The organism is Staphylococcus sp. LKG3-1 (assembly GCF_048568385.1).
Classification (GTDB): domain Bacteria; phylum Bacillota; class Bacilli; order Staphylococcales; family Staphylococcaceae; genus Staphylococcus; species Staphylococcus saprophyticus.
In genome coordinates this window covers 1,633,942-1,654,902 of sequence record NZ_CP183796.1, presented here as the reverse complement: position 1 = coordinate 1,654,902, position 20,961 = coordinate 1,633,942, and the positions used below count along the sequence as shown (strand labels likewise).

The following is a 20,961-nucleotide window of genomic DNA, read 5'->3' as shown; positions in this document are numbered from 1 at the left end:
TATAAATTTCAAAAAGAAATGATATGCATATAGGCATAAGTTGGGAATAAGCTGAAATCAATTTAGAATTATTGATTTCAGGCTTATTCCCTTTTTATATATGGTTATATTCATCATTATTTGAGTTTGAAGTTTGATGTTGTGCGTAAGTATCGTTAAGTATATCTGAGTTAGTTTTTTGTAATTTACTATAACGACCTTTCGGTATTTTGTTTTCTGTAACCTCTACTTTAGGATAAATGAGTAATGGAATCAGTCCGATAATGCCAAAAATGATAAAGCTATATTGATAATTAAGTATATCAATTACAATACCAGCGATAGATGAACCTATGACTTGTCCAACCGCTAGAAGTAAAAAAGGTATGCCTATGCCAAGAGAAGCATTTTTGACAAACAGTTTGATTCCCCAAACCAGTAAAACACCGGTTAAGAAAATATAACTCAGGCCGAATAGTGATGACGCAACAAATGGCAGTAACCAAATGCTTGGCGTGAATGCTAATAATACACTAGCGCATGCTAATGCAATAACGCCAAAATTAAACGCGAAATGAATCTCTTTTTTATCGATAATTGAACCAGAAATACCACCAACTACACCAAATATGCCAATTAAAATCCAAAAAATAGAGAGTGCTATATCTGAATAATTGCCTGTTAATTGGACAAAGGATTTTGAGAAAGTCCAAAATGGTGCTGTAGATATACCGAGCAGTGTAGAGGCAGTGACGATACGTGTGCTCGCAGAAATATCTCTAATATTAAGACTACCTGTATGAATTTTAATATCTTTTTGAAGCTTCGGTATGACGATATAGTTCCAAAATAAAACAACCAATGCAATTAAAGCATATATTAAATAAGTATGACGCCAATCTAAAAATACAAGCATTGCTGTTATACCAGTAAACATTAAACCCATACTCGTTCCTGAATTAATCCAAGTATTTGCTTTACCTTGATCTTGAAGATTAATCCACAACGAAATGGTATAGCCATACGGAGGAGAAACGAGACCGGTGCTTGCACCTGTAAAAATAACACCGATAGATAGAATGATTGCATTGCTTGATACGCCAATAGTAATCAAACCAATGACTACAGAGATGCCAGCAAGTATAATCATACGTTTTGGACCAATCGTATCTGTCTGTAAAGTTGAATAAACGATTGTAAAACAATACGCTAAATAAAATAAAGACGAAATTAGACCAGCTTGAGATGCAGATAAAGATAAATCATTAGTAATGTCTGGTAAAAAGAGACCAAAACTAAAACGGCCTAATCCATAGGTCGTTGCGATCATAGCAATACCAGGGAATACAAGTTTTGAAAATTTCATTAATAGGAACCTCCTTTTATAGATAGAATGTTCATTCTACTTAGAACCAAAAAATATATAGAATGTTCATTCTACTTTTGCGCTAAAGATAACGAGTAAGTGCATTTTGTATTAAAATACTTCAAACTCGTTTGGAATTATTGATTATGTGCTTCATTTAATAATAACTTGGCCATTGTGATAGCATGCGAAGTCGCATCTTTAGAACCTAATAAAGCAGTCATAGAAGTTGTACCTTCTAAAAGCAAAGTATATTGAACGGCTAAATCATAACCATTTTCAATACCAGCATCATCAGCAAGTTTTTCTAAATAATGTAACAGTCTTTCTTTGTGACCTCTTGCTGTACTTTCAATCTCATTATCCGTGTCTGCATAATCCTCAATAGCACGCATAAACATATCACCTTTATACGAATAATCATTTAACCACTGACAATGCGCCGTGACTGCTGATATAAAAGGTTTTTCAGGATGTTGTTCAACGTGACTGTCTAGATAGTGCCAATAACGTGTTTCACGCTGTTTCAGTACTTGAGCCACTAAGTTATCTTTAGATTCAAAATGATTATATAGCGTCATCGTTGCGACATTAGCTTCTTGTATAATTTGCTTCAAACCTACACCTTTAAAACCATATTCATAAAATAGGCGTTCTGCTACACTCAAGATATCTTGTTTCTTTTGTGACATATATCTCACACTTTCAAAGTAGAATGGTCATTCTATTTAATTCTAGCAACGCACAATGAGAATGTCAAAAAAAGCGTAAAGCTCAATACACTTATCTGATTATAAAGTGTATTGAGCTTTACTAATAGCGTCGAATGATATTTGCATGATTTAGTTGTCGTAACTAAGCGTAGCTATTTCTTTGGAATGCCGATGACATGTCCGAGTTGTTTAGGTACGTCGAAAGTGTTTTGTTGATCAAAATAGTGTTTGATTTTTTCTTGGATGGGTTTAGGAAAGTCCATGCTTCGTCTTGTTTCATTGCCAACACCCATCATAATGGCTTCATATGTTGCATTGCGTTCATCGTTGCTATTATACATTGTTAAGAATAAATGTACTCTTTTGGCATCGTAATCGTAAATATGTACTTTAATATAGAAGGATTCATCGAGTAAAAGTTCTTTTAAAAATGAAATATGCGCTTCTATGCTGAACATTGTCACATCTTGACTATGACGATAATCTGTAGAGAAATCGATAGATTCAAAAAAGCCTACAACAGCATCACTGAAAATGGAATAATATTGCGCATCATGCATATGATTATTATTGTCTATCCAAGATGGCTGTACCGTATTTTTATAGATATATTCATCTGTCACAAAAATCACTCCTTTATTTTTTATAAGCCTGTACTATTGTATCAATTATGTATGAACAGAGTTAACAATTTGTTTTACGAGGCTTAAAAATAGTTAATTCTTTATAAAATCCATAATGTAAGATAGTATGATATTTAGCTTACTAGAAAAATTTACAACTGGAAAAGGGGGACATATATGGTATTGGTTGCCTTAATATTATTCATTATTTCTATTGTCTTTCTTATTTATTCTATTACATTATTAATGGGCAAAGATGGTACCATGTTTAGTTTGTTTACAAAAGAAGAAAAAGCATTAACTAAAGGACAAAAGTTAACCATCTATCTCATTACCATTGTATTATTTGTAGCAAGCTTAGTTTGGCTACTTAACCTGATTTAAGAAATAGACTTTGAACGTTAATAATATAACTGAACGCATATTCATAATAAAAAGGACTGGAAATGATTCCAGCCCTTTTTTTTAAAACTAATACTTTCTTAAAAAATCTACATCACGGTCAAAGATTTGTTTGACGACATAACATTGAACTGCAGTTATGATACTTTCAATCACTTGTGTTTTATTAGATAAGATACGAAGGCTGAAACCGTGAGTTGGTAAATGTGTGATACCAAAACGACAGTCATATTTATGTTGGAAGTGTTTAATTTCCTCATAAACTTGTTCAATAAATTTTTGATTTACGCTAGGGTGGATGAAATAACAAGAACCAAGGTGCGTATAATCTTCCATATAACCTAGACCATCTACATTTTGTTTCTGTGGATCGAGTAACATATTATCAAACGTTACCAATGCATCATCTACATATATTTCGTTTAGTAAGTGCATATACGTATAACTAAAGCGTTTGTCTGATTTGGAATAGCCTGGCGTAAGAATATCTGTATAGAATAGGGAAGCAGTTGATTCCAAATTGAATACATTGTGTTGATAAAATTTAGCGTTTTCAAAGGCTATAATGGGATCACCAACATATTCAGCATAACCATTATTTTTTATATTAAAGGTTTGGTATTGCTCGACATGATCATTCAATGTTTTATAAATTTTTGTGGCACCTTGTGAAGTTAATATAACTTTAGCATCAGAATCAATATTAAAATTCATCGTATAGCGGTCACCATCTAAGTATCCGCCACCTACGTTGACGATATAGAAGGTGGGGATATCAGATTGATTTAGATAGACTGGACGCATGACTTTTAAGGCTTTTTCAAAAAAGACATCTCTAGCAACAGATTTTTTACCATTGTTAAAAACGGATAAATCTAATTGTCCTGTCCAAGCTTGTTTGTTGTTAGACATTTAGGCTAATCCTTTAAGAAATACATCTTGTTCAATCCATTGTATGACTTCATCCAAGCCTTCGTCTGTTTTAAGATTTGTAAAAGTAAATGGTCGTTTCCCACGGAAGACTTTCGTGTCTTCTGCCATACGATCTAATGATGCGCCAACGTAAGGTGCTAAATCTGTTTTGTTAATGACGAAAAAGTCGGACTTAATCATACCCTGGCCACCTTTACGTGGGATTTTTTCCCCTTGGGCAACATCGATAATATAGATTGAAAAGTCGACAAGTTCAGGACTGAATGTAGCAGCTAAGTTATCGCCACCTGATTCTATAAAGATAAGTTCAATATCATCATTGCGCTCTTTTAATTCATCAATCGCTGCAAAGTTCATTGACGCATCTTCACGAATTGCTGTATGAGGGCAACCACCTGTCTCTACACCGATGATTCTATCTTCGGGTAAGACACCTGAATTCACTAATATTTTCTCATCCTCTTTAGTATAGATATCATTTGTAATTACACCGATACTCATGTCTTTCGCTAAGCGTTTGACAATTTTTTCGATAAGTTGCGTTTTCCCTGCACCAACAGGGCCGCCGACACCTATTTTAATTGTATCTGTCATAAAGCTTGTCCTCCTAAGATATAAAAATTCTTACATTTACGTTTTCATGTTCCATTTGATTGATTTCCAAACCTGGTGCTGTAATACCGAGCTGTGACGCAGGAATTGTCATGATATGGTCTCTTGTTTCTTTCATGATTGGAATCATCTTATGAACAATACGCTGTCCGGCAGTTTGTCCTAATGGAATTGCACGAACGGCATTTTGAGTGAGACTGGACACATTTTGATATAGATAATAGTCAATGATGGTTTCGATATCGACACCGAGATGGTGACCAAGCATTGTAAAGCAAATTGCAGGATGCAAGGATGCTTTTTTATCTTTCATTTGGGCATGATACCAATTAATCCAATCGCTATCATATAATTCAGACGCAAGTTTAACCATGCGATTTCCCATTTGTTTTGAACCTTGTCTCGTTTCTTTTGGTAAGTTTTGAACAAAAAGAATACGATCTAATTTCAATATTGCTTTTGTATCATTTTCATTTAGGGCATCATACACTAAACGCATTGTTAAACCATCTGCATATGTTAATTGCTCATTTAAAAATAACACAAGCCATTGTTGGAAACTTTCTTCGTCATGGACAGTATCACGCTGGATATATGTCTCAAGTCCAAATGAATGACTGAATGCGCCTGTTGGGAATTGCGAATCGCAAAATTGAAACAGGCGTAGGTGTGCATGATCAATCATGTGAATGTCCTATGTGTCTGAATGCTTTGTTAACTTTGCGGTCTTCATGTTCATAAGGAATACCTAGGTCTTTTAATAAAGATTCCACTAAGTAGTCATATTGAACGAGCATTTCAGTTTCTGTGAATTGTGCTGGTAAATGTCTGTTACCAAGTTGATGAGCGATATCTCCCATTTCTTGTAATGTACGTGGTTTGATTACCAGTAAATTTTCAGAATTTACATCAACAACAATCATATTTTTATCATCTTTATATAATATATCGCCGTATTGTAAATCAATAGGCTGTTTTAAACGGATACCTATTTCATTACCATGATCTGTTGTAACGCGTTGAATTCTTTTTACTAAATCTGAATTTTCTAGGTATACCTTTTCCATATGTTTACCTTTTTCACTATCTGAAAGATTAGCGATATTACCTACAATTTCTTCGATAATCATGATTTACCTCCTAGAATAAGAAATAGCGTTGTGTTAATGGTAATTCTGTAGCAGGTTCGCTTGTAATTTTCTCTCCATCAACAAAAACTTCATATGTTTGTGGGTCAACGTCTAAATCTGGTGTTGCATTATTGTTTTTCATATCTTTTTTACTTAATTTACGGATATTGTGCACAGGTCTTAATTTGCGTTTTAAGCCTAAAAGTTTACCAATATCGTTTTCATAAGCAGTTGTAGAAACAAAAGTCATCGATGTACTTTGGAGATTTCCACCTAATTGACCATACATTTTACGATATTTTAAAGGTTCTGAAGTAGGGATAGAGCCATTCGCATCACCGTTGATTGCAGCATTGATTAAACCGCCTTTAACGATGACATCAGGTTTAACGCCAAAGAATGCTGGTTCCCAAAGAATGATGTCGGCTAATTTACCTTCATCAATTGAACCTACATAGTCAGAGATACCATGTGTAATGGCTGGGTTAATCGTATATTTAGCTATATAGCGTTTAATACGATTATTGTCATTGTATTCACTGTCGCCATCTAATAATCCACGTTGTTCTTTCATACGGTGAGCAACTTGCCAAGTACGGGTAATTACTTCTCCGACACGTCCCATTGCTTGTGAATCAGAACTTACCATACTAAATACGCCCATATCTTGAAGTACATCTTCAGCTGCAATGGTTTCTTTACGAATACGTGAATCCGCAAACGCAATATCTTCAGGGATAGATGCATTTAAATGGTGGGTAATCATAACCATATCTAAATGTTCATCGATTGTATTTACAGTATAAGGTAACGTCGGATTTGTTGAAGAAGGTAAAATGTTAGCATACGCAGCAGATTTAATTAAATCGGGCGCATGACCACCCCCAGCACCTTCTGTATGATACATATGCAATACGCGATCTTTTACTGCAGCCATTGTTTCTTCCATGAAACCAGCTTCATTTAACGTATCTGCGTGCAACGCGATTTGTACGTCATAGTCATCTGCGACTTGTAAAGCATGATCAAGTGCTGAAGGCGTTGCACCCCAGTCTTCATGTACTTTTAAGCCGATTGCACCAGCGTGAATTTGTTCGACTAAAGCTGTGTGGTTTACAGCTTGCCCTTTACCAGTAAAGCCAATATTCAACGGTAATGACTCTGCTGCGAGTAACATACGATGTAAGTGCCATGGTCCAGGTGTGACAGTTGTCGCCTTCGTACCCTCAGACGCGCCTGTACCGCCACCGATATGTGTTGTGATACCACTTTCTAATGCAACTTGCGATTGTTCAGGGTTAATGAAATGGACATGTGTATCTATGCCACCCGCAGTTACGATTTTACCTTCAGCAGAAATAATGTCTGTTGTAGCACCAATAATAATATCTACGTTATCCATAATATCTGGATTGCCAGCTTTACCAATTTTCATGATATAGCCATTTTTAACGCCGATGTCGGCTTTGACAATCTTATCGTAATCAATAATCATCGCATTTGTGATGACTAAATCAGCAACTTGCTTGTCATCACGTGTGACATTTGGATTTTGTGCCATACCATCACGGATAGACTTACCACCGCCGAATGCAGCTTCATCTCCATATGTAGCGTAATCACGTTCTACGCGAGCAAATAAGTTTGTATCGCCTAATCTTACAGAATCACCAACAGTGGGTCCATACAGACTTGTATATTGGGATTGCGTCATTTTAAAGCTCATACTTTTTACCCTCTTCCTTTGTTAGCATTTTTACTCGTTTTGTCTTGTTCTGCAATGACTTCTGTTGCAGTACCATCATCTTCCGGTTTATAAACACGTGACTCATCGATGGAACCATTTACGTCACCATGAAAACCGTAGATTTTACGTTTACCACTGTATTCTACGAGTTGTACTTCTTTTTCATCACCAGGTTCAAAACGAACAGCCGCGCCTGCTGGTATATCTAGACGTTTGCCATAGGCTTTTTCATGATCGAATTGTAACGCTGGGTTAGCTTCGAAAAAGTGATAGTGTGAACCAACTTGGATAGGGCGATCGCCTGTATTTTTAACATTAAGGATTGTTGCATTATGCCCTTGATTCACTTCGATTTCTGTACGTTTGACTATAATTTCACCAGGTTTCATAATTTTAATCCTCCTCTAAACGATTGGGTGATGGACAGTAATGAGTTTCGTACCATCTGGGAACGTTGCTTCGATTTCCATTTCAGTTAACATATCTGCAACGCCTTCCATCACGTCATCTTCATTTAATATTTGTTTACCATAGCTCATGAGTTCGGCAACTGTTTTTCCGTCTCTAGCGCCTTCGAGTAACTCGAAACTGATAATAGCTACAGCTTCCGGATAATTTAATTTCAAACCTCGTTGTTGACGTCTGCGAGCTAAATCTGCTGCGATGACCAACATCAGTTTATCTTGTTCACGTTGTGTAAAATGCACAATCTCACTACCTTTCGACAAATTGAATTGTGTACATAAAAAATTATATGTGCACCTTAATAATAAGACGATTAATTTAGAACTACAAGAATAACCCATTACATTTTACAAAATTCAAAAATATTTAAATAAAATCATGATATATATTGCTTTAATTTTTTGTATTTCTCATATATTATTGTTTAAGTCAGAATATATAGAAATCAGGTGACAATGTGGATGCGATTCGAATTGTATTGAAGAATATCTCACAAGTACTACTGCTAAATAATGCATGGACGGGATTGTTGATTTTGCTAGGGCTATTTATAGGTAGCTGGAAGGTGGGTGTGATGGCACTCATAGCGAGCGTCATTGCATTGTTACTAGCAAAAAGGACTAATTATTCAGAAGAAGAAATCAATACAGGATTATCAGGTTTTAATCCAGTATTAACAGCAATTGCATTGACATTATTTTTAGTACCACAATGGTACAGCTTAATTATTATTTTAGTTGCAATCATCATTACGATGCCAATCGGTTCTGCATTTAGAGAGTTCTTTAAACCTTTTGGTGTACCTATGTTAACGATGCCTTATGTGTTCGTAAGTTGGCTCATTTTACTCATGTCATTTCAATTTAAATTCGTAAATGCTGATGTAAATATTCTTCCCAATGCGATACAGGAAATTCAATTTTCGGGTCATCATATTCAATTTATCAATGCTTTTTTATCCGGATTTAGTGAAATATTTTTATTGAAAAGTGTGTTAGCGGGCACGTTAATATTAATCGGCATTTTTATAGCATCTAGAAAAGCGGGTGTTTATGCGATAGTAGCCAATTTAATAGGATTTTTAGCAGTGATTGTATTAGGTGCAAATCATGATCAAATTAATGAAGGTTTATTCGGCTATAATGTGATACTCACTGTGTTAGCGCTAGGCATAGCGTTTCGAACTAGAATACAACGACCAATTAGTATCGTTTTAGGTATATTGCTGACTGTGGTCATCCATGCAGGTATGACGACATTATTAACACCCTATGGACTCCCTGTCTTTACACTGCCGTTTATTATCGCAACGTGGATAATGCTATTTGCGGGTAATCAAATGAAAGCGCAAGAAATATAATCATAGGTTATTAATAATGAATGTTATGCAAGATAAAGTCATAAGTATATTTTCTAAGTGATTAATAATTTATTAGAAAGAAGGAATATGAATGAAAAAAATGGTCGCACTATTAGCAACAACAGCGATTGTGTTGGCAGGTTGCAGTGGATCAGGTAATGAATCAAAAGGTAAAACATTGAATGTCGAATTGCCACTAAAGACAACTTCTATAGCACCTTACGAAACAGATGTACCTGTTAAGATAGGCTCAGCAGAATCACTATTTAAAGCAGGTGCGAATGGTAAAGTACAAAAACTTTTAGTAGATACGTATAACCAGAAATCACCAACGCAATTAGATTTGAAATTAAAAGATGACATTAAATTTCAAAATGGTAAAAAAGTAACGGGCCAAGCTGTAAAGGCGAGTCTTGAGGAAAGTATAAAAAAAAGTGATCTCGTTAAAGGCTCATTACCAATTAAAGAAATTAAAGTAGATGGCCAAAATGTAAGTATCACTACCAAAGAGGCTTATCCTGAATTAGTATCTGAATTGGCTAGTCCATTTTCGGCTATTTACGATACAAAAGCGGATAGTGATGTAACGAAAGCGCCTGTTGGTACGGGACCATACCAAATTAAAGATTACAAACAATCTCAAAATATTAAACTAGATCAATTTAAGGATTATTGGCAAGGTAAACCAAAATTAGACCATGTAAATGTTACATATCAAGAAGATGGTAATGCGCGTTCAAGTGATCTAAGTTCAGGCAAAGCCGATGTCATCACAGATGTGCCAGTCGAAAAAGAAAAAACATTAAATCAAGGTGATAAAACGACAACATCTTCAGTTTCTGGATTTAGAACGTCCTTGATCATGTATAACCACACAAGTAAAAAAATGACGAAACCGGTGCGTGAAGCCCTTGACAAAGTTGTGGATAGAGAAAGCATTGCTAAAAATGTCTCCAAGAATCATGCGACACCTGCCACTGGGCCATTTAATACAAAATTAGATTTTATTGATAAACAACAGGTACAAAAGCAAGATATTGATGAAGCTAAAAAAATAATGGCAGCGCAAGGCTACACGAAAGCACATCCTTTAAAACTAACGGTATCAACATATAACGGACGTCCAGAGCTTCCAAAAATGGCTCAAGTACTTCAATCAGATGCTAAAAAAGCAAATATTGATATTACGATTCGTAACGTAGATGATATAGAGGGTTATCTTAAAGACAAGAGCCAATGGGATGCATCAATGTATAGCTTTGGAACGATTCCTAGAGGTGATACGGGTTATTTCTTTAATCAAGCGTATAAGCCTGAGGGTGCAATCAATGCAGGTGGATATGACAATGCGAAAGTAACCAAACTGATTGATCAATTCAATAAAACAGTTGATAAAACTGAACGTAATCGACTAACTAATGAAATTATCGATATTACAGATAAAGATAAAGCCAATAGTTATCTTACTTATATGGATAATATTGTCGGTATGAATAAAAAAGTTAAAAACTTAAAAGCAACGCCTGAAGGCATTTATCTCATTGATTATAAGGTTGATAAAGCGAAATGATATTAAAAAATATACTTTCTAGAATTGGACAAATGATCATTGTATTGTTTGTCCTTTCTACTATTACTTTTATTTTAATGAAACTTACGCCAGGAGATCCTATAGATAAAATATTACATTTGGATGTAGCAAATGTTTCAAGTGATCAAATAGAAGCGACTAAAGCAAAACTGGGGCTAGACCAACCCGTAATCATTCAGTATGTGCAATGGCTCGGGCAAATTATCCAATTAAATTTTGGGACCAGTTATCAAACAGGTGAACCCGTTATCAAAGAATTAATTTACTATACACCGCCAACATTATTTATCGCAGTGATGACAATAGTTGTCGTGTTTGTCGTAGCCATACCATTAGGCATGATTGCAGCAAAGTACTATCATACATGGTTAGACAGTTTAATAAGAAGTGTGACATCTTTTACAGTAAGTATACCGTCCTTCTTCTTGGGTACGATATTGATTTATGTGTTTGCGCAAAAGTGGAATCTACTCCCGTCCTCTGGTCTTGATACAATGGCAGGCTATATATTACCAGTCATTGCATTAAGCGTTGGTATGAGTGCATATTACGTAAGGTTAATGCGTTCAAATTTAGTCGAACTCTACCAATCAAAAGAAGTGGAAGCAGCAAGATTAAGAGGGATGTCTGAACGTTATATATTATGGCAAGATTTATTTAAACCAGCAATTATTCCAATCATTACGGTGTTAGGTATGTCTGTGGGCAGTCTAATCGGTGGTACTGTTGTGATAGAAAATTTATTTGGTATACCAGGGATTGGTCATTTTCTTGTAGATAGTATTCGAGCACGTGATTACCCTGTTGTTCAAGGTGCTGTTATCATGATTGGTTTCTTTGTTGTATTAGCAAATACAATGAGTGATTTACTGTTATTATGGATTGATCCCAAGCGACGATATAACAAGCCAACGGATATTGAACGCATGAAACGTCAGGATGGTGAGTCATTATGAAGCAGATTAACCGACGAAATATGATATTTTATGCATTTGCGGTTTATTTTGTTGTACTTATCATTGCACAGTTTTTTGTATCGTCTCATAGTGCATACGAAGTCAATTTAGGCAGTAGTTTGGAAACGCCAAATTTAACACATTGGTTAGGTACGGATGATTACGGACGTGATTTATTTTCAAGAGTGATTATCGGTGCTAGATATACATTAATCATAAGTTTAATTACGCTGTTTATTACAGTTATCATTGGTGTGCCATTAGGTCTGCTTGCTGGTTATAAGAAAGGTATCGTAGATACGTTCATTATGCGCTTGATTGATATTGGGTTAAGCATTCCTGAGTTTGTATTAATGATTGCATTAGCTAGTTTTTTCAAACCGAGTATTTGGAACCTTGTCATTGCGATTACAATTATCAAGTGGATGACCTATACAAGATTAACGCGGTCAGTAGTTAGTAGTGAAATCAATAAACCATATATACAGATGGCAAGATTATTTCATGTACCGACACATGTCATTATTTTTAAACATTTTATGCCGCAAGTGATGCCATCTATTATTGTATTAATGACTGTAGATTTTGGGAAAATTATATTATATATTTCTTCACTTTCATTTTTAGGATTAGGTGCACAACCACCATCTCCTGAATGGGGCGCGATGCTTAATGCAGGCAGAGATTATATTAGTTCCTACCCGTTACTGATTATTGTGCCAGCCTGTTTAATTACTGTTACGATTTTATTATTTAACTTAGCAGGCGACGCGCTGAGAGACAGGTTCTTGAAAGGACAACGTGATGTGAATGACTAATATACTAGAAATAACAAATTTATCTATAGCAGATCGTTTTGGTAATAAGCTGATTCAACACGTGGATTTAGGTCTTAAAAAAAGTAAAGTGAATGTCTTAATTGGTGAGAGTGGTTCTGGCAAAAGTTTAACAGCTAGAGCAATGGTCCAACAGATACCGAACACACTAGATATGCAATACGATTGCATGACTTATGAACATAGTGAGATGTCTGATATGCACAATCTTTTAGGTAAAGAAATTGGTTTTATTTCTCAAAACTATACACACAGCTTTAACGATCATACGAAACTTGGGAAACAATTGATTTCTATATATAGACAACATTACAATACAGATAAAAAAGGTGCGCAAAAAATTGTGGAACAAGCACTATCATGGGTCGAATTAAATCCTTCTCAAATGATGTCAAAGTACCGTTTCAGTCTTTCTGGAGGGCAATTAGCTCGAGTTCAAATTGCTAGCGTATTAATGCTCAATCCTAAGGTCATTATTGCCGATGAACCAATAGCTTCATTAGATGCTGTTACAGGCGTGAGTATTATGAATTTGATTAAACATTTGGCTGAAGCACACAAAGTGACTTTGCTGTTAATAACACATAATCTATCGCATGTATTAGATTTTAGTGACTGGATTCATGTCATTAAAAATGGTGAAATGGTAGAGTCCAATCATATTGATGCTTTTAAAAATAATGATGTTAAACCGTATAGTTTAAAATTATTTAATTCCCGTAGTCGATTAAAGAAAGGGGATTACCATGCTTAATTTAACAGACGTTAGCTTTAGCTATAAACATGAAGCTATTTTAAAAAAGATTCAATTATCCATACAAGCCGACGAGATTGTCGGAATCGTTGGTGAAAGTGGTTCTGGTAAGACGACACTAGCAAAAATAATGCTCGGATTACTTCAACCAACACATGGTGAAGTTATCACGCATAAGGAACGCGTTTTACCAATATTTCAACATGCTGTAGATAGCTTTAATCCTAAATTTAAAATTAGAAAATCTATGGAAGAGCCAATAAAGTATCAACGTAGAGGGGAATCACAAAAGGCGGCGCAACGCTTGTCTGATTTAATGGTCTATATGCAATTAGATACAAAATTGATGGATCGATTGCCTGAAGAGTTAAGTGGTGGCCAATTGCAGCGTTTTAATACGATACGTACATTAATGTTAGAACCTGACATACTTATTTGTGACGAAATTACAGCAAGCTTAGATGTCATTGCAGAACAACGTATGATTGATATAATAAGGCATTATTATAAAACAACACATAAAGGCATGATATTAATATCACATGATCTTGCGTTTCTAAATCAAATTGTTAATCGATTCATTGTAATGAAAAATGGTGAAATTGTAGATGATTTTGAAACTAAAGATTTATTTAATGTTACGCGTCATGAATATACTAAAACACTACTTTCTATTTATTAGAAAGTAGTATTTTTTTAAATTTCGATAATAAAATATATTTAAATTTCGATAATAAAATATATTTAAATTTCGATAATAAAATATATTTAAATTTCAAAAATAATGCGTGATATATGATTGAGATTAATATATAATAATGTATAATTGAGAATAAGATGAGAAAAGGGGAAAGATAAATGAAAAAATTAATATTTCCGTTGCTAGCACTGATGTTAATACTAGCGGCGTGTGGCAATAATTCAAGTGATGACGCTTCGAAAAAGGATAAAGAAGAAAAGACGTATACACAAGATTCAGGTAAAAAAGTAAAGATACCTAAAGACCCTAAACGTATCGTAGTGTTAGGTGCAACATATGCAGGTGGATTGAAAGAACTTGATGCAAATATCGTGGGTGTCGCAAACATTGTAGATGATAGTAAAGTGTTAAAAGACAAATTTAAAGATGTTGATAAAGTAGATGCTGAAAATGTTGAAAGTGTAGCGAAACTTAAACCAGATTTGATTATTACATACAACACTGACAAGAATTTGAAAAAATTAAATAAAGTTGCACCAACTATTGCTTTTGATTATATGAAACATGATTATAAAGAACAGCATAAAGAGTTAGGTAAAATCGTAGGTAAAGAAGATAAAGCAGAAGATTGGATTAAAGACTGGGAAGAAAAAACAAAAGATGATGGTAATGAAATTAAAGATGCCATCGGTGAAGATACAACTGTATCTATCATTAAAGATTTCGACAAAAAAATCTATGCATTAGGTAAAACATATGGTCACGGTAGTGAAATTCTATATGATTCATTTGGTTTGAAAATGCCTGAAAAAGTAGAAAAAGCGACTAAGAAAAATGATTTAGCTGATATATCTGAAGAACAAATTCCTGAAATGTTAGGAGATTATGTTGTTACACCAGTTGCCAAAGGTGCAGATTTATCATTCGAAAATAAAGATATTTGGAAAAATACAGAAGCGGTTAAAAATGGTAAAACATTTAAAGTGGATGAAGGTATCTACTGGTTAAATGATCCATATTCATTAGACTATGAACGTAAAGACTTAAAAGAAAAATTATTAAATCATTAGTCATTTAAAACAAATTAGTTAGTGAAGTAAACTTAAAACTGTCGCCAAAGTTGTTAAACTTTGCGGCAGTTTTTCTATTTGATTGAGTATGTCAATGTGTATCAATGGTCATTATTTTGGTAACAGCGCTAAGATGATAAAGAAAGATGCATATGTCATAGTTTTTGAGCTAAACATTATAAGGTGACATCCTATATTAAGACAAAAAATGTATTTATAGAATTAATTAAATAAATGTTATCATTTACATAAATAAAATCACATTGTATTAAAACGATGCTTATATCTTTGGGAGGATACGATGAAAAAACAACAGAAAATTGATAATTGGGTACAGCTCACGAAATATGTAAACTATATCGATACGATGATTGAGAAAAAATTGAAGCAAGAATACAATTTGAGTTTAAAAGAGTTTTATGTGTTGTATGAGATTTACAAAGCTAAAGGGAAAAAATATAAAATTAATGATTTGATTAAAATTGTAGATTTAAGCCAAAGTGCAATGTCACGTTTAATTGTAAGAATAGAAAAGCCAACGAAAGCATTAGTAGTGAGACAAGAATGTCTTGAAGATCACCGGGCGATGTATATTTATTTAACTGAGGAAGGGCAGGACATTACTGAAAAAGCTTTGAACACGTATGAAAGTCTGATCTCAAAAGTGAGCTTTTCTAATATTCGTAAGCTTTCTCAAATAGATAGTATAGATTAATGGTGTATGTAAGCTATAACGATAGCTGTGTTGATAAATAAACAGCAGTATAAATATTTGGTTGAATGATAAAACGAGTGTTTTATAAATAAAAGGGCTAAAACACGTATGCATGTTTTAGCCCTTTTTATTCGTATTATTAAGATTGACGTTTTTTAGAATGCTTCACACCATATAGAAGGTAAATGAGCAACCCAATAATAAACCAGATGAGTGTGTATAATTTTGCTTCAGCACCTAAGCCCCAGAATACAACAACGACACTGACAAACGTGATGATTGGCATAACAGGGTAGAATGGCATTTTAAAAGCTGGCATCGGAATATCTTTTCCTTCTCTTGGGCGTAACCCAAAAATGCCAATGGAAACAAACATAAATGCGACCAAGGTTCCTGCAGAAATTAACTGCGCAAGGAAGGCGAATGGGAACATAGAGCCAATGATAACTGCAATCATGGTTAAAATAATTAATGAACGATTAGGTAAATTTTTCTTGTTTAGTTTACCTAACCAAGAAGGTAATAAACCATCACGACCAAAGGAATATAGTAGACGTGAGCCAGCTAACATCATTCCAATAAGGGCTGTGAACATACCAATAACAGAAATTGCTTGCACAATAGCTGCCACAACACCAAAACCACTTTGTCTTAAGGCCCAACCAACAGGTTCAGCATTATCAGCATAAGCTGAATAAGTAAACATACCTACAAGGACAAGTGATACTGCGACAAATAGAATGACAGCTATTGCTAATGACCCTAAGATACCGCGAGGCATTGTTTTTTGTGGATTAATTGCTTCAGCCGAATTTGCTGCAATTGAATCAAAACCAATATATGCTAAGAATATCATTGATACACCTGCATAAATACCTTGCCAACCACCAAAGGAACCTGTTTCAGTTACTTTATGTTCAGGTATAAATGGTACATAATTGCTTAAATCAATAGCGGTTAAACCTACTACGATAAATAGTAAAACAGCTAAAACTTTAATTACAACGAGTATATTTTCAATACGTGCTGCTGCCGAAACACCATATGACAAGAGACAAGCAGTAAGTAAAATGACCACAGCGGCAACGATATCAATGATGCCTCCATCTGTCCCTAATGTATTGGATAATGATTTGGGTAATTCAATCCCTAATGGTGAGACGAGACCACGTAAATTTGCCGAAAAACCAGAGGCAACAAAGGCGACGGCTATAAAGTATTCAGCTAACAATGCCCAACCGGCAACCCAACCGAATACCTCCCCAAATACGACATTAATCCAAGAATATGCTGAACCAGCAAACGGCATTGCCGATGACATTTCAGCATAAGCAAAAGATACGAGACCCGCTACAACTGCAGCTAATAAGAACGAAAGTGCAACTGCTGGCCCAGTATGCTGTGCTGCGACTACACCTGGTAATGTAAAAATAGAAGTTGAAACAATGGTACCAACACCTAAAGCAAGGAAATCTTTTACACGTAATGTTCTATTTAAATGTGCATCCTTCACTTGATAGACGGAAGGATCTTCTCTTTTTAAAATCTTATTAAAAAAACCTTTCATAATGAACCTCTCCCAATGAATACTATATCGTAAAACTTAATAACTAATTTATGATAATGTATATCATAGCACATATATATCTAAATATTCAGAAAAATATTATAAAAATATGTGTAAATATACACAAAATACCACTTTTATGTGAACCTTTGTTAAGCAGTGTTTAATACCAGTAGATAATTACCTAGAAATTTTTAGAAAAGTGATAATAAAGCTAATTAACACATACTTTTAGCAGCGCATTAATATTTTCAAAAAGTATTTTTATTTAGCCTCATTATAATAGAATGCTCTGATGAAAAATAATTTATACATCCCGAAAGTTAGGCACATGGTCTTAACTTAAAGGATGTATTTTTATTTATATTAAAAACAGTGATTTATAGTTTTATTCAAGTGCAAATGGTAAGCTAATATTAAATTTGAGATTGAATGAAATAGGGGGGATTTATGATGAATATACAATCATCATGGCTTAATTTACCAGTAAAAGATTTAAAAGCGAGTGCGACTTTCTTTGAAAATATTGGGTTTACGATTAAAAAGAATGAAGCTGTTTTAGACAAAATGAGAGGTATTGAAACAGCAGATCATAAAATCATTATGTTAATTGAGCAAGGTCAATTTGAAAAAGTGGCGCAACAATCTGATATAGGTAGACATGAAGCATTGGTTTCAGTTTCTGTAAAAGAGGCAGCAGAGGTAGATGACTTATTAAATCTTGTTGAAACAGCAGGTGGAAAAGTACTTCAACGTGGTACAAAACATGAAGGCTTTTATGGTGGTCTATTTAGCGATATTGATGGACACTTATTTAATATTATCGCAATGTAATTTAAACTATAACGTAAACATTTATATACAGTATTGAAGGGAGTATCAGTATGATAAAAGCAATTGCGGTAGATAAAGATGGTACATTTCTTAAATCTGACCATACCTATGACAAAGCATATTTTGATCGTTTATATCAAAAAATTGTACAGCAAAATATAAAATTTATCGTAGCTAGTGGTAATCAATATGCACAGTTACGCTCATTTTTTCCTGACAAGGTAGATAATATCACTTTTGTAGCAGAAAATGGCGCGGTAACTTATCAAAATGATGCATTGTTGACAGCACATTATTTTGACCAACAACTCATATTTGAAGTTTTAGAAATGATTCATCAAACGTATCATATCAGTGATGTTGTTTTAAGTGGTATACATTCAGCATATGTAAGTGATGAGAGTAGCGACGAATTCCTAAATTTTATACGAAATTATTACTATGATATCAAAAAAGTAGCTTCATTTAATGAAATCACAGAGGATCACTTTGTAAAAATAGCTTTACGGATTAAAGATGAAGACTTGGTTAAGCAAGTGACTAACGAAATAGAACAACGTTATAAAGGGAAGATACGTGCAGTGACAAGTGGAAATGACAGTGTGGATTTAATCTTACCTAGTGTGAATAAAGGCGTTGCAATCAAAGAATTGTTAAAAGAATGGGACATACAGCAGGACGAATTACTCGCGTTTGGTGATGCCAATAATGATTTAGAAATGCTCGGTTTAACCATACATAGTTATGCTATGGCAAATTGCAGTGATGAATTAGCAGCGATTGCAAAACATCGGGCACCGTCTAACGATGAATCAGGTGTTTTACAAGTGATTGAACGATATCTTCAACAATAGGGCATTTAATAATAAAACTCAATTTCAGTTATACCTGCCAATGAATAGAGGCGAATTATAACTGAAATTGAGTTTTTATTTGCTAATTTACAATTAATACAGGTATGTCAACATTACTTGCAATTTTGTGTGTAACGTTACCAAGTATATTCTTGATATCAGATTTTTCACGCGTATTACTCATTACGATAATGTCATATGCATTTTCCTTCACTTCAGTCAAAATCGCTTGTTTAACATAACCTGCGCTAAATTTAACCGTGACAGTTAAATCGAGTGCTTCTAATTGTTGAATGAAAGGTGAGAGCACTTCGTTCTTCTCGTTTGCTAAATCTTCAAAATGCTTATTATCGTAACGTACCGACGTTTCAAGTTCACCTTCTGGAATAACATTAAATACTGTAACTTCAGCATTTTCAACGCCATTGGTTAAATTTTCCAATTCTTTAGGGACGTTATTGAACGAATTATCAAAGTCGTAAGCTAATAATATTTTCTTATACATGATAGCGCCTCCTTTTTATTCATATACCCTATTAAAAATAAAGTAATAATTTAATATTGATGATTAAGTGATTGCTTAAATAAATAGGATGACGCTTGTTAGCATAGCGTTATTTTACATCTAAACCGATAATTTCGTTAACATTGTTGTAGCCATTTGATTTAAGATAATGTGCTAATTGTTTATTCAATTTCTGAGTTAGTCCTGGACCTTCAAATACTAAAGCACTATAAATTTGAACTAGTGATGCACCTTGGCGCATCATTTTTATGACATCTTCTGCGTTGAAAATACCACCAGTTCCGATAATTAAAAATTGGCCATCTGTTTGTTTATAAGCATAAGAAATGAGTTTAAGATTACGCTCGAATAGTGGTTTGCCACTTAAACCGCCAGTTTCTTCACGATGATTTGAATGCAGTGCTTCACGTTGTTGTGTTGTGTTGGCTAGTATAATGCCATCAAAAGTTTGCGTAATTGGTGTTAACATTGCACCAAGACCATCTAAAGATAAATCAGAAGTTAATTTTATGAAAATAGGAACATTAAGGCTTTCTTTATGTTTATATGTCTGAATAGCTTCGCATAATTGCGAGAATTCATCTTTATCATGGAAGCTTTGTAAATTTTCTGTATTAGGTGAGCTGATGTTGACAGTAAAGAATGTGACGTCGTTTTTAAACGTATCAATCACTTTGATGTAGTCTTCATAACGCGCTTCATAAGGTGTGGATTTATTTACACCAACATTTAAACCGACTGGAATTTGATAACGATGCTTGCGTAAATAACTTAAAGCTTTATTCATACCTAAATTGTTAAATCCCATGCGGTTAATGAGTGCTTGATCTTCAACTAAACGATACATACGCGGTTTTGGATTACCTGGTTGTGGTTTAGGCGTTATACCACCAAGTTCAATTGATCCAAATCCTGCATTTTCTAAAGCTTTAGGAACTTCACAAGATTTGTCGAAGCCGGCTGCTAAACCAATAGGATTCGCAAAGTGAATGCCTTTGAGGTTTTGGTTTAATGAGTCGTTTTCGTAATGAAAGATTTTTTTAATTACAGGTAATAATTTTGGATGGTTTTGAACAAATTTAAGCGCGTCTATCGTCATTCCATGCGCTTTTTCAGGATCGAATTGAAATAACATTGGTTTGATGAGTTTATACATATAGTGATCGCTCCATTTATCAAATTTAATTAAAAATATTTATGTATCTTAAGTTCAATATGTAAAAAAGCT

At 34.2% G+C, this 20,961-nt stretch carries 24 protein-coding genes; 11 read left to right on the top strand and 13 right to left on the bottom strand.

Annotated elements, in window-relative coordinates; genetic code table 11:
• Positions 1-94 precede the first annotated feature (94 nt).
• From ACM595_RS08275 to ACM595_RS08265, 3 genes are all read right to left on the bottom strand, one after another.
• Positions 95-1,345 carry an MFS transporter gene (locus ACM595_RS08275; RefSeq protein WP_069821629.1) on the bottom strand — a complete coding sequence of 417 codons (1,251 nt, stop codon included), beginning with the start codon at positions 1,343-1,345 and terminating at the stop codon, positions 95-97.
• 137 nt (positions 1,346-1,482) lie between these two features.
• On the bottom strand, positions 1,483-2,037 hold the full coding sequence (locus tag ACM595_RS08270; protein WP_002482211.1) for a TetR/AcrR family transcriptional regulator: 555 nt from the start codon (positions 2,035-2,037) through the stop codon (positions 1,483-1,485).
• 173 nt (positions 2,038-2,210) lie between these two features.
• Positions 2,211-2,681, bottom strand: coding sequence for a thioesterase family protein (locus ACM595_RS08265; RefSeq protein ID WP_037537560.1), 471 nt, complete (start codon positions 2,679-2,681; stop codon positions 2,211-2,213).
• Between the two features lie 177 nt (positions 2,682-2,858).
• Between ACM595_RS08265 and ACM595_RS08260 the strand changes: the two genes are divergently transcribed.
• On the top strand, positions 2,859-3,065 hold the full coding sequence (locus ACM595_RS08260; protein ID WP_011302246.1) for a hypothetical protein: 207 nt from the start codon (positions 2,859-2,861) through the stop codon (positions 3,063-3,065).
• 87 nt (positions 3,066-3,152) lie between these two features.
• Here the strand turns inward: ACM595_RS08260 and ACM595_RS08255 are convergent, their stop codons facing one another.
• The 7 genes from ACM595_RS08255 to ACM595_RS08225 are packed head-to-tail and all read right to left on the bottom strand — an operon-like array spanning position 3,153 to position 8,212.
• Positions 3,153-3,995, bottom strand: coding sequence for an urease accessory protein UreD (locus ACM595_RS08255; protein ID WP_002482214.1), 843 nt, complete (start codon positions 3,993-3,995; stop codon positions 3,153-3,155).
• Positions 3,996-4,610, bottom strand: a complete 615-nt coding sequence (gene ureG, locus ACM595_RS08250) for an urease accessory protein UreG (protein WP_002482215.1) — start codon at positions 4,608-4,610, stop codon at positions 3,996-3,998.
• Between the two features lie 13 nt (positions 4,611-4,623).
• Complete coding sequence (locus ACM595_RS08245) at positions 4,624-5,313, bottom strand: urease accessory protein UreF (protein ID WP_011302248.1); 690 nt, start codon at positions 5,311-5,313, stop codon at positions 4,624-4,626.
• Positions 5,306-5,758, bottom strand: a complete 453-nt coding sequence (ureE, locus tag ACM595_RS08240; protein WP_369078913.1) for an urease accessory protein UreE — start codon at positions 5,756-5,758, stop codon at positions 5,306-5,308. The genes ACM595_RS08245 and ureE overlap by 8 nt, the downstream gene beginning before the upstream one ends.
• A gap of 10 nt (positions 5,759-5,768) precedes the next feature.
• Positions 5,769-7,484, bottom strand: a complete 1,716-nt coding sequence (gene ureC / locus ACM595_RS08235) for an urease subunit alpha (protein ID WP_002482218.1) — start codon at positions 7,482-7,484, stop codon at positions 5,769-5,771.
• A gap of 5 nt (positions 7,485-7,489) precedes the next feature.
• Positions 7,490-7,894 carry an urease subunit beta gene (locus ACM595_RS08230; RefSeq protein WP_002482219.1) on the bottom strand — a complete coding sequence of 135 codons (405 nt, stop codon included), beginning with the start codon at positions 7,892-7,894 and terminating at the stop codon, positions 7,490-7,492.
• 15 nt (positions 7,895-7,909) lie between these two features.
• The gene (locus tag ACM595_RS08225; RefSeq protein WP_011302251.1) at positions 7,910-8,212 is read right to left on the bottom strand and encodes an urease subunit gamma; all 303 of its coding nucleotides are present in this window, start codon (positions 8,210-8,212) and stop codon (positions 7,910-7,912) included.
• A gap of 215 nt (positions 8,213-8,427) precedes the next feature.
• On the opposite strand from ACM595_RS08225, the gene yut reads away from it, so the two are divergent.
• The 8 genes from yut to ACM595_RS08185 all read left to right on the top strand — a co-directional run bounded on the left by yut (position 8,428) and on the right by ACM595_RS08185 (position 15,952).
• Positions 8,428-9,330, top strand: coding sequence for an urea transporter (gene yut, locus ACM595_RS08220; RefSeq protein ID WP_115340452.1), 903 nt, complete (start codon positions 8,428-8,430; stop codon positions 9,328-9,330).
• A gap of 91 nt (positions 9,331-9,421) precedes the next feature.
• Complete coding sequence (nikA, locus tag ACM595_RS08215) at positions 9,422-10,900, top strand: nickel ABC transporter substrate-binding protein (protein WP_011302253.1); 1,479 nt, start codon at positions 9,422-9,424, stop codon at positions 10,898-10,900.
• Positions 10,900-11,877 carry a nickel ABC transporter permease gene (gene nikB, locus ACM595_RS08210; protein WP_370490318.1) on the top strand — a complete coding sequence of 326 codons (978 nt, stop codon included), beginning with the start codon at positions 10,900-10,902 and terminating at the stop codon, positions 11,875-11,877. Before nikA ends, nikB begins: the two co-directional genes overlap by 1 nt.
• Positions 11,874-12,695: a nickel transporter permease gene (nikC, locus tag ACM595_RS08205; RefSeq protein WP_194440825.1), complete on the top strand. Its 822-nt coding sequence runs from the start codon at positions 11,874-11,876 to the stop codon at positions 12,693-12,695. Before nikB ends, nikC begins: the two co-directional genes overlap by 4 nt.
• Entirely contained in the window at positions 12,688-13,467 is a 780-nt protein-coding gene (locus ACM595_RS08200; protein WP_369078915.1) for an ATP-binding cassette domain-containing protein, read from the top strand. Before nikC ends, ACM595_RS08200 begins: the two co-directional genes overlap by 8 nt.
• Entirely contained in the window at positions 13,460-14,149 is a 690-nt protein-coding gene (locus ACM595_RS08195) for an ABC transporter ATP-binding protein (RefSeq protein ID WP_419744260.1), read from the top strand. Before ACM595_RS08200 ends, ACM595_RS08195 begins: the two co-directional genes overlap by 8 nt.
• A 176-nt stretch (positions 14,150-14,325) precedes the next feature.
• On the top strand, positions 14,326-15,237 hold the full coding sequence (locus ACM595_RS08190) for an ABC transporter substrate-binding protein (RefSeq protein WP_325993961.1): 912 nt from the start codon (positions 14,326-14,328) through the stop codon (positions 15,235-15,237).
• A 301-nt stretch (positions 15,238-15,538) separates the two neighbouring features.
• Complete coding sequence (locus ACM595_RS08185; protein WP_002482229.1) at positions 15,539-15,952, top strand: MarR family winged helix-turn-helix transcriptional regulator; 414 nt, start codon at positions 15,539-15,541, stop codon at positions 15,950-15,952.
• A gap of 139 nt (positions 15,953-16,091) precedes the next feature.
• Here ACM595_RS08185 and ACM595_RS08180 read toward each other — a convergent pair whose 3' ends face one another.
• Positions 16,092-17,519, bottom strand: a complete 1,428-nt coding sequence (locus tag ACM595_RS08180; RefSeq protein ID WP_069821627.1) for an APC family permease — start codon at positions 17,517-17,519, stop codon at positions 16,092-16,094.
• Positions 17,520-17,972: 453 nt separating this feature from the next.
• Between ACM595_RS08180 and ACM595_RS08175 the strand changes: the two genes are divergently transcribed.
• Together ACM595_RS08175 and ACM595_RS08170 are read left to right on the top strand one after the other, a co-directional pair.
• Positions 17,973-18,353: a VOC family protein gene (locus ACM595_RS08175; protein ID WP_037537570.1), complete on the top strand. Its 381-nt coding sequence runs from the start codon at positions 17,973-17,975 to the stop codon at positions 18,351-18,353.
• Positions 18,354-18,403: 50 nt separating this feature from the next.
• Positions 18,404-19,207, top strand: a complete 804-nt coding sequence (locus tag ACM595_RS08170; RefSeq protein WP_002482232.1) for a Cof-type HAD-IIB family hydrolase — start codon at positions 18,404-18,406, stop codon at positions 19,205-19,207.
• Between the two features lie 82 nt (positions 19,208-19,289).
• Here the strand turns inward: ACM595_RS08170 and ACM595_RS08165 are convergent, their stop codons facing one another.
• A complete protein-coding gene (locus ACM595_RS08165; RefSeq protein ID WP_002482233.1) occupies positions 19,290-19,712 on the bottom strand; it encodes a universal stress protein in 423 nt (140 codons plus the stop codon).
• 109 nt (positions 19,713-19,821) lie between these two features.
• Positions 19,822-20,889: a quinone-dependent dihydroorotate dehydrogenase gene (locus ACM595_RS08160; RefSeq protein ID WP_041079408.1), complete on the bottom strand. Its 1,068-nt coding sequence runs from the start codon at positions 20,887-20,889 to the stop codon at positions 19,822-19,824.
• Positions 20,890-20,961 lie beyond the last annotated feature (72 nt).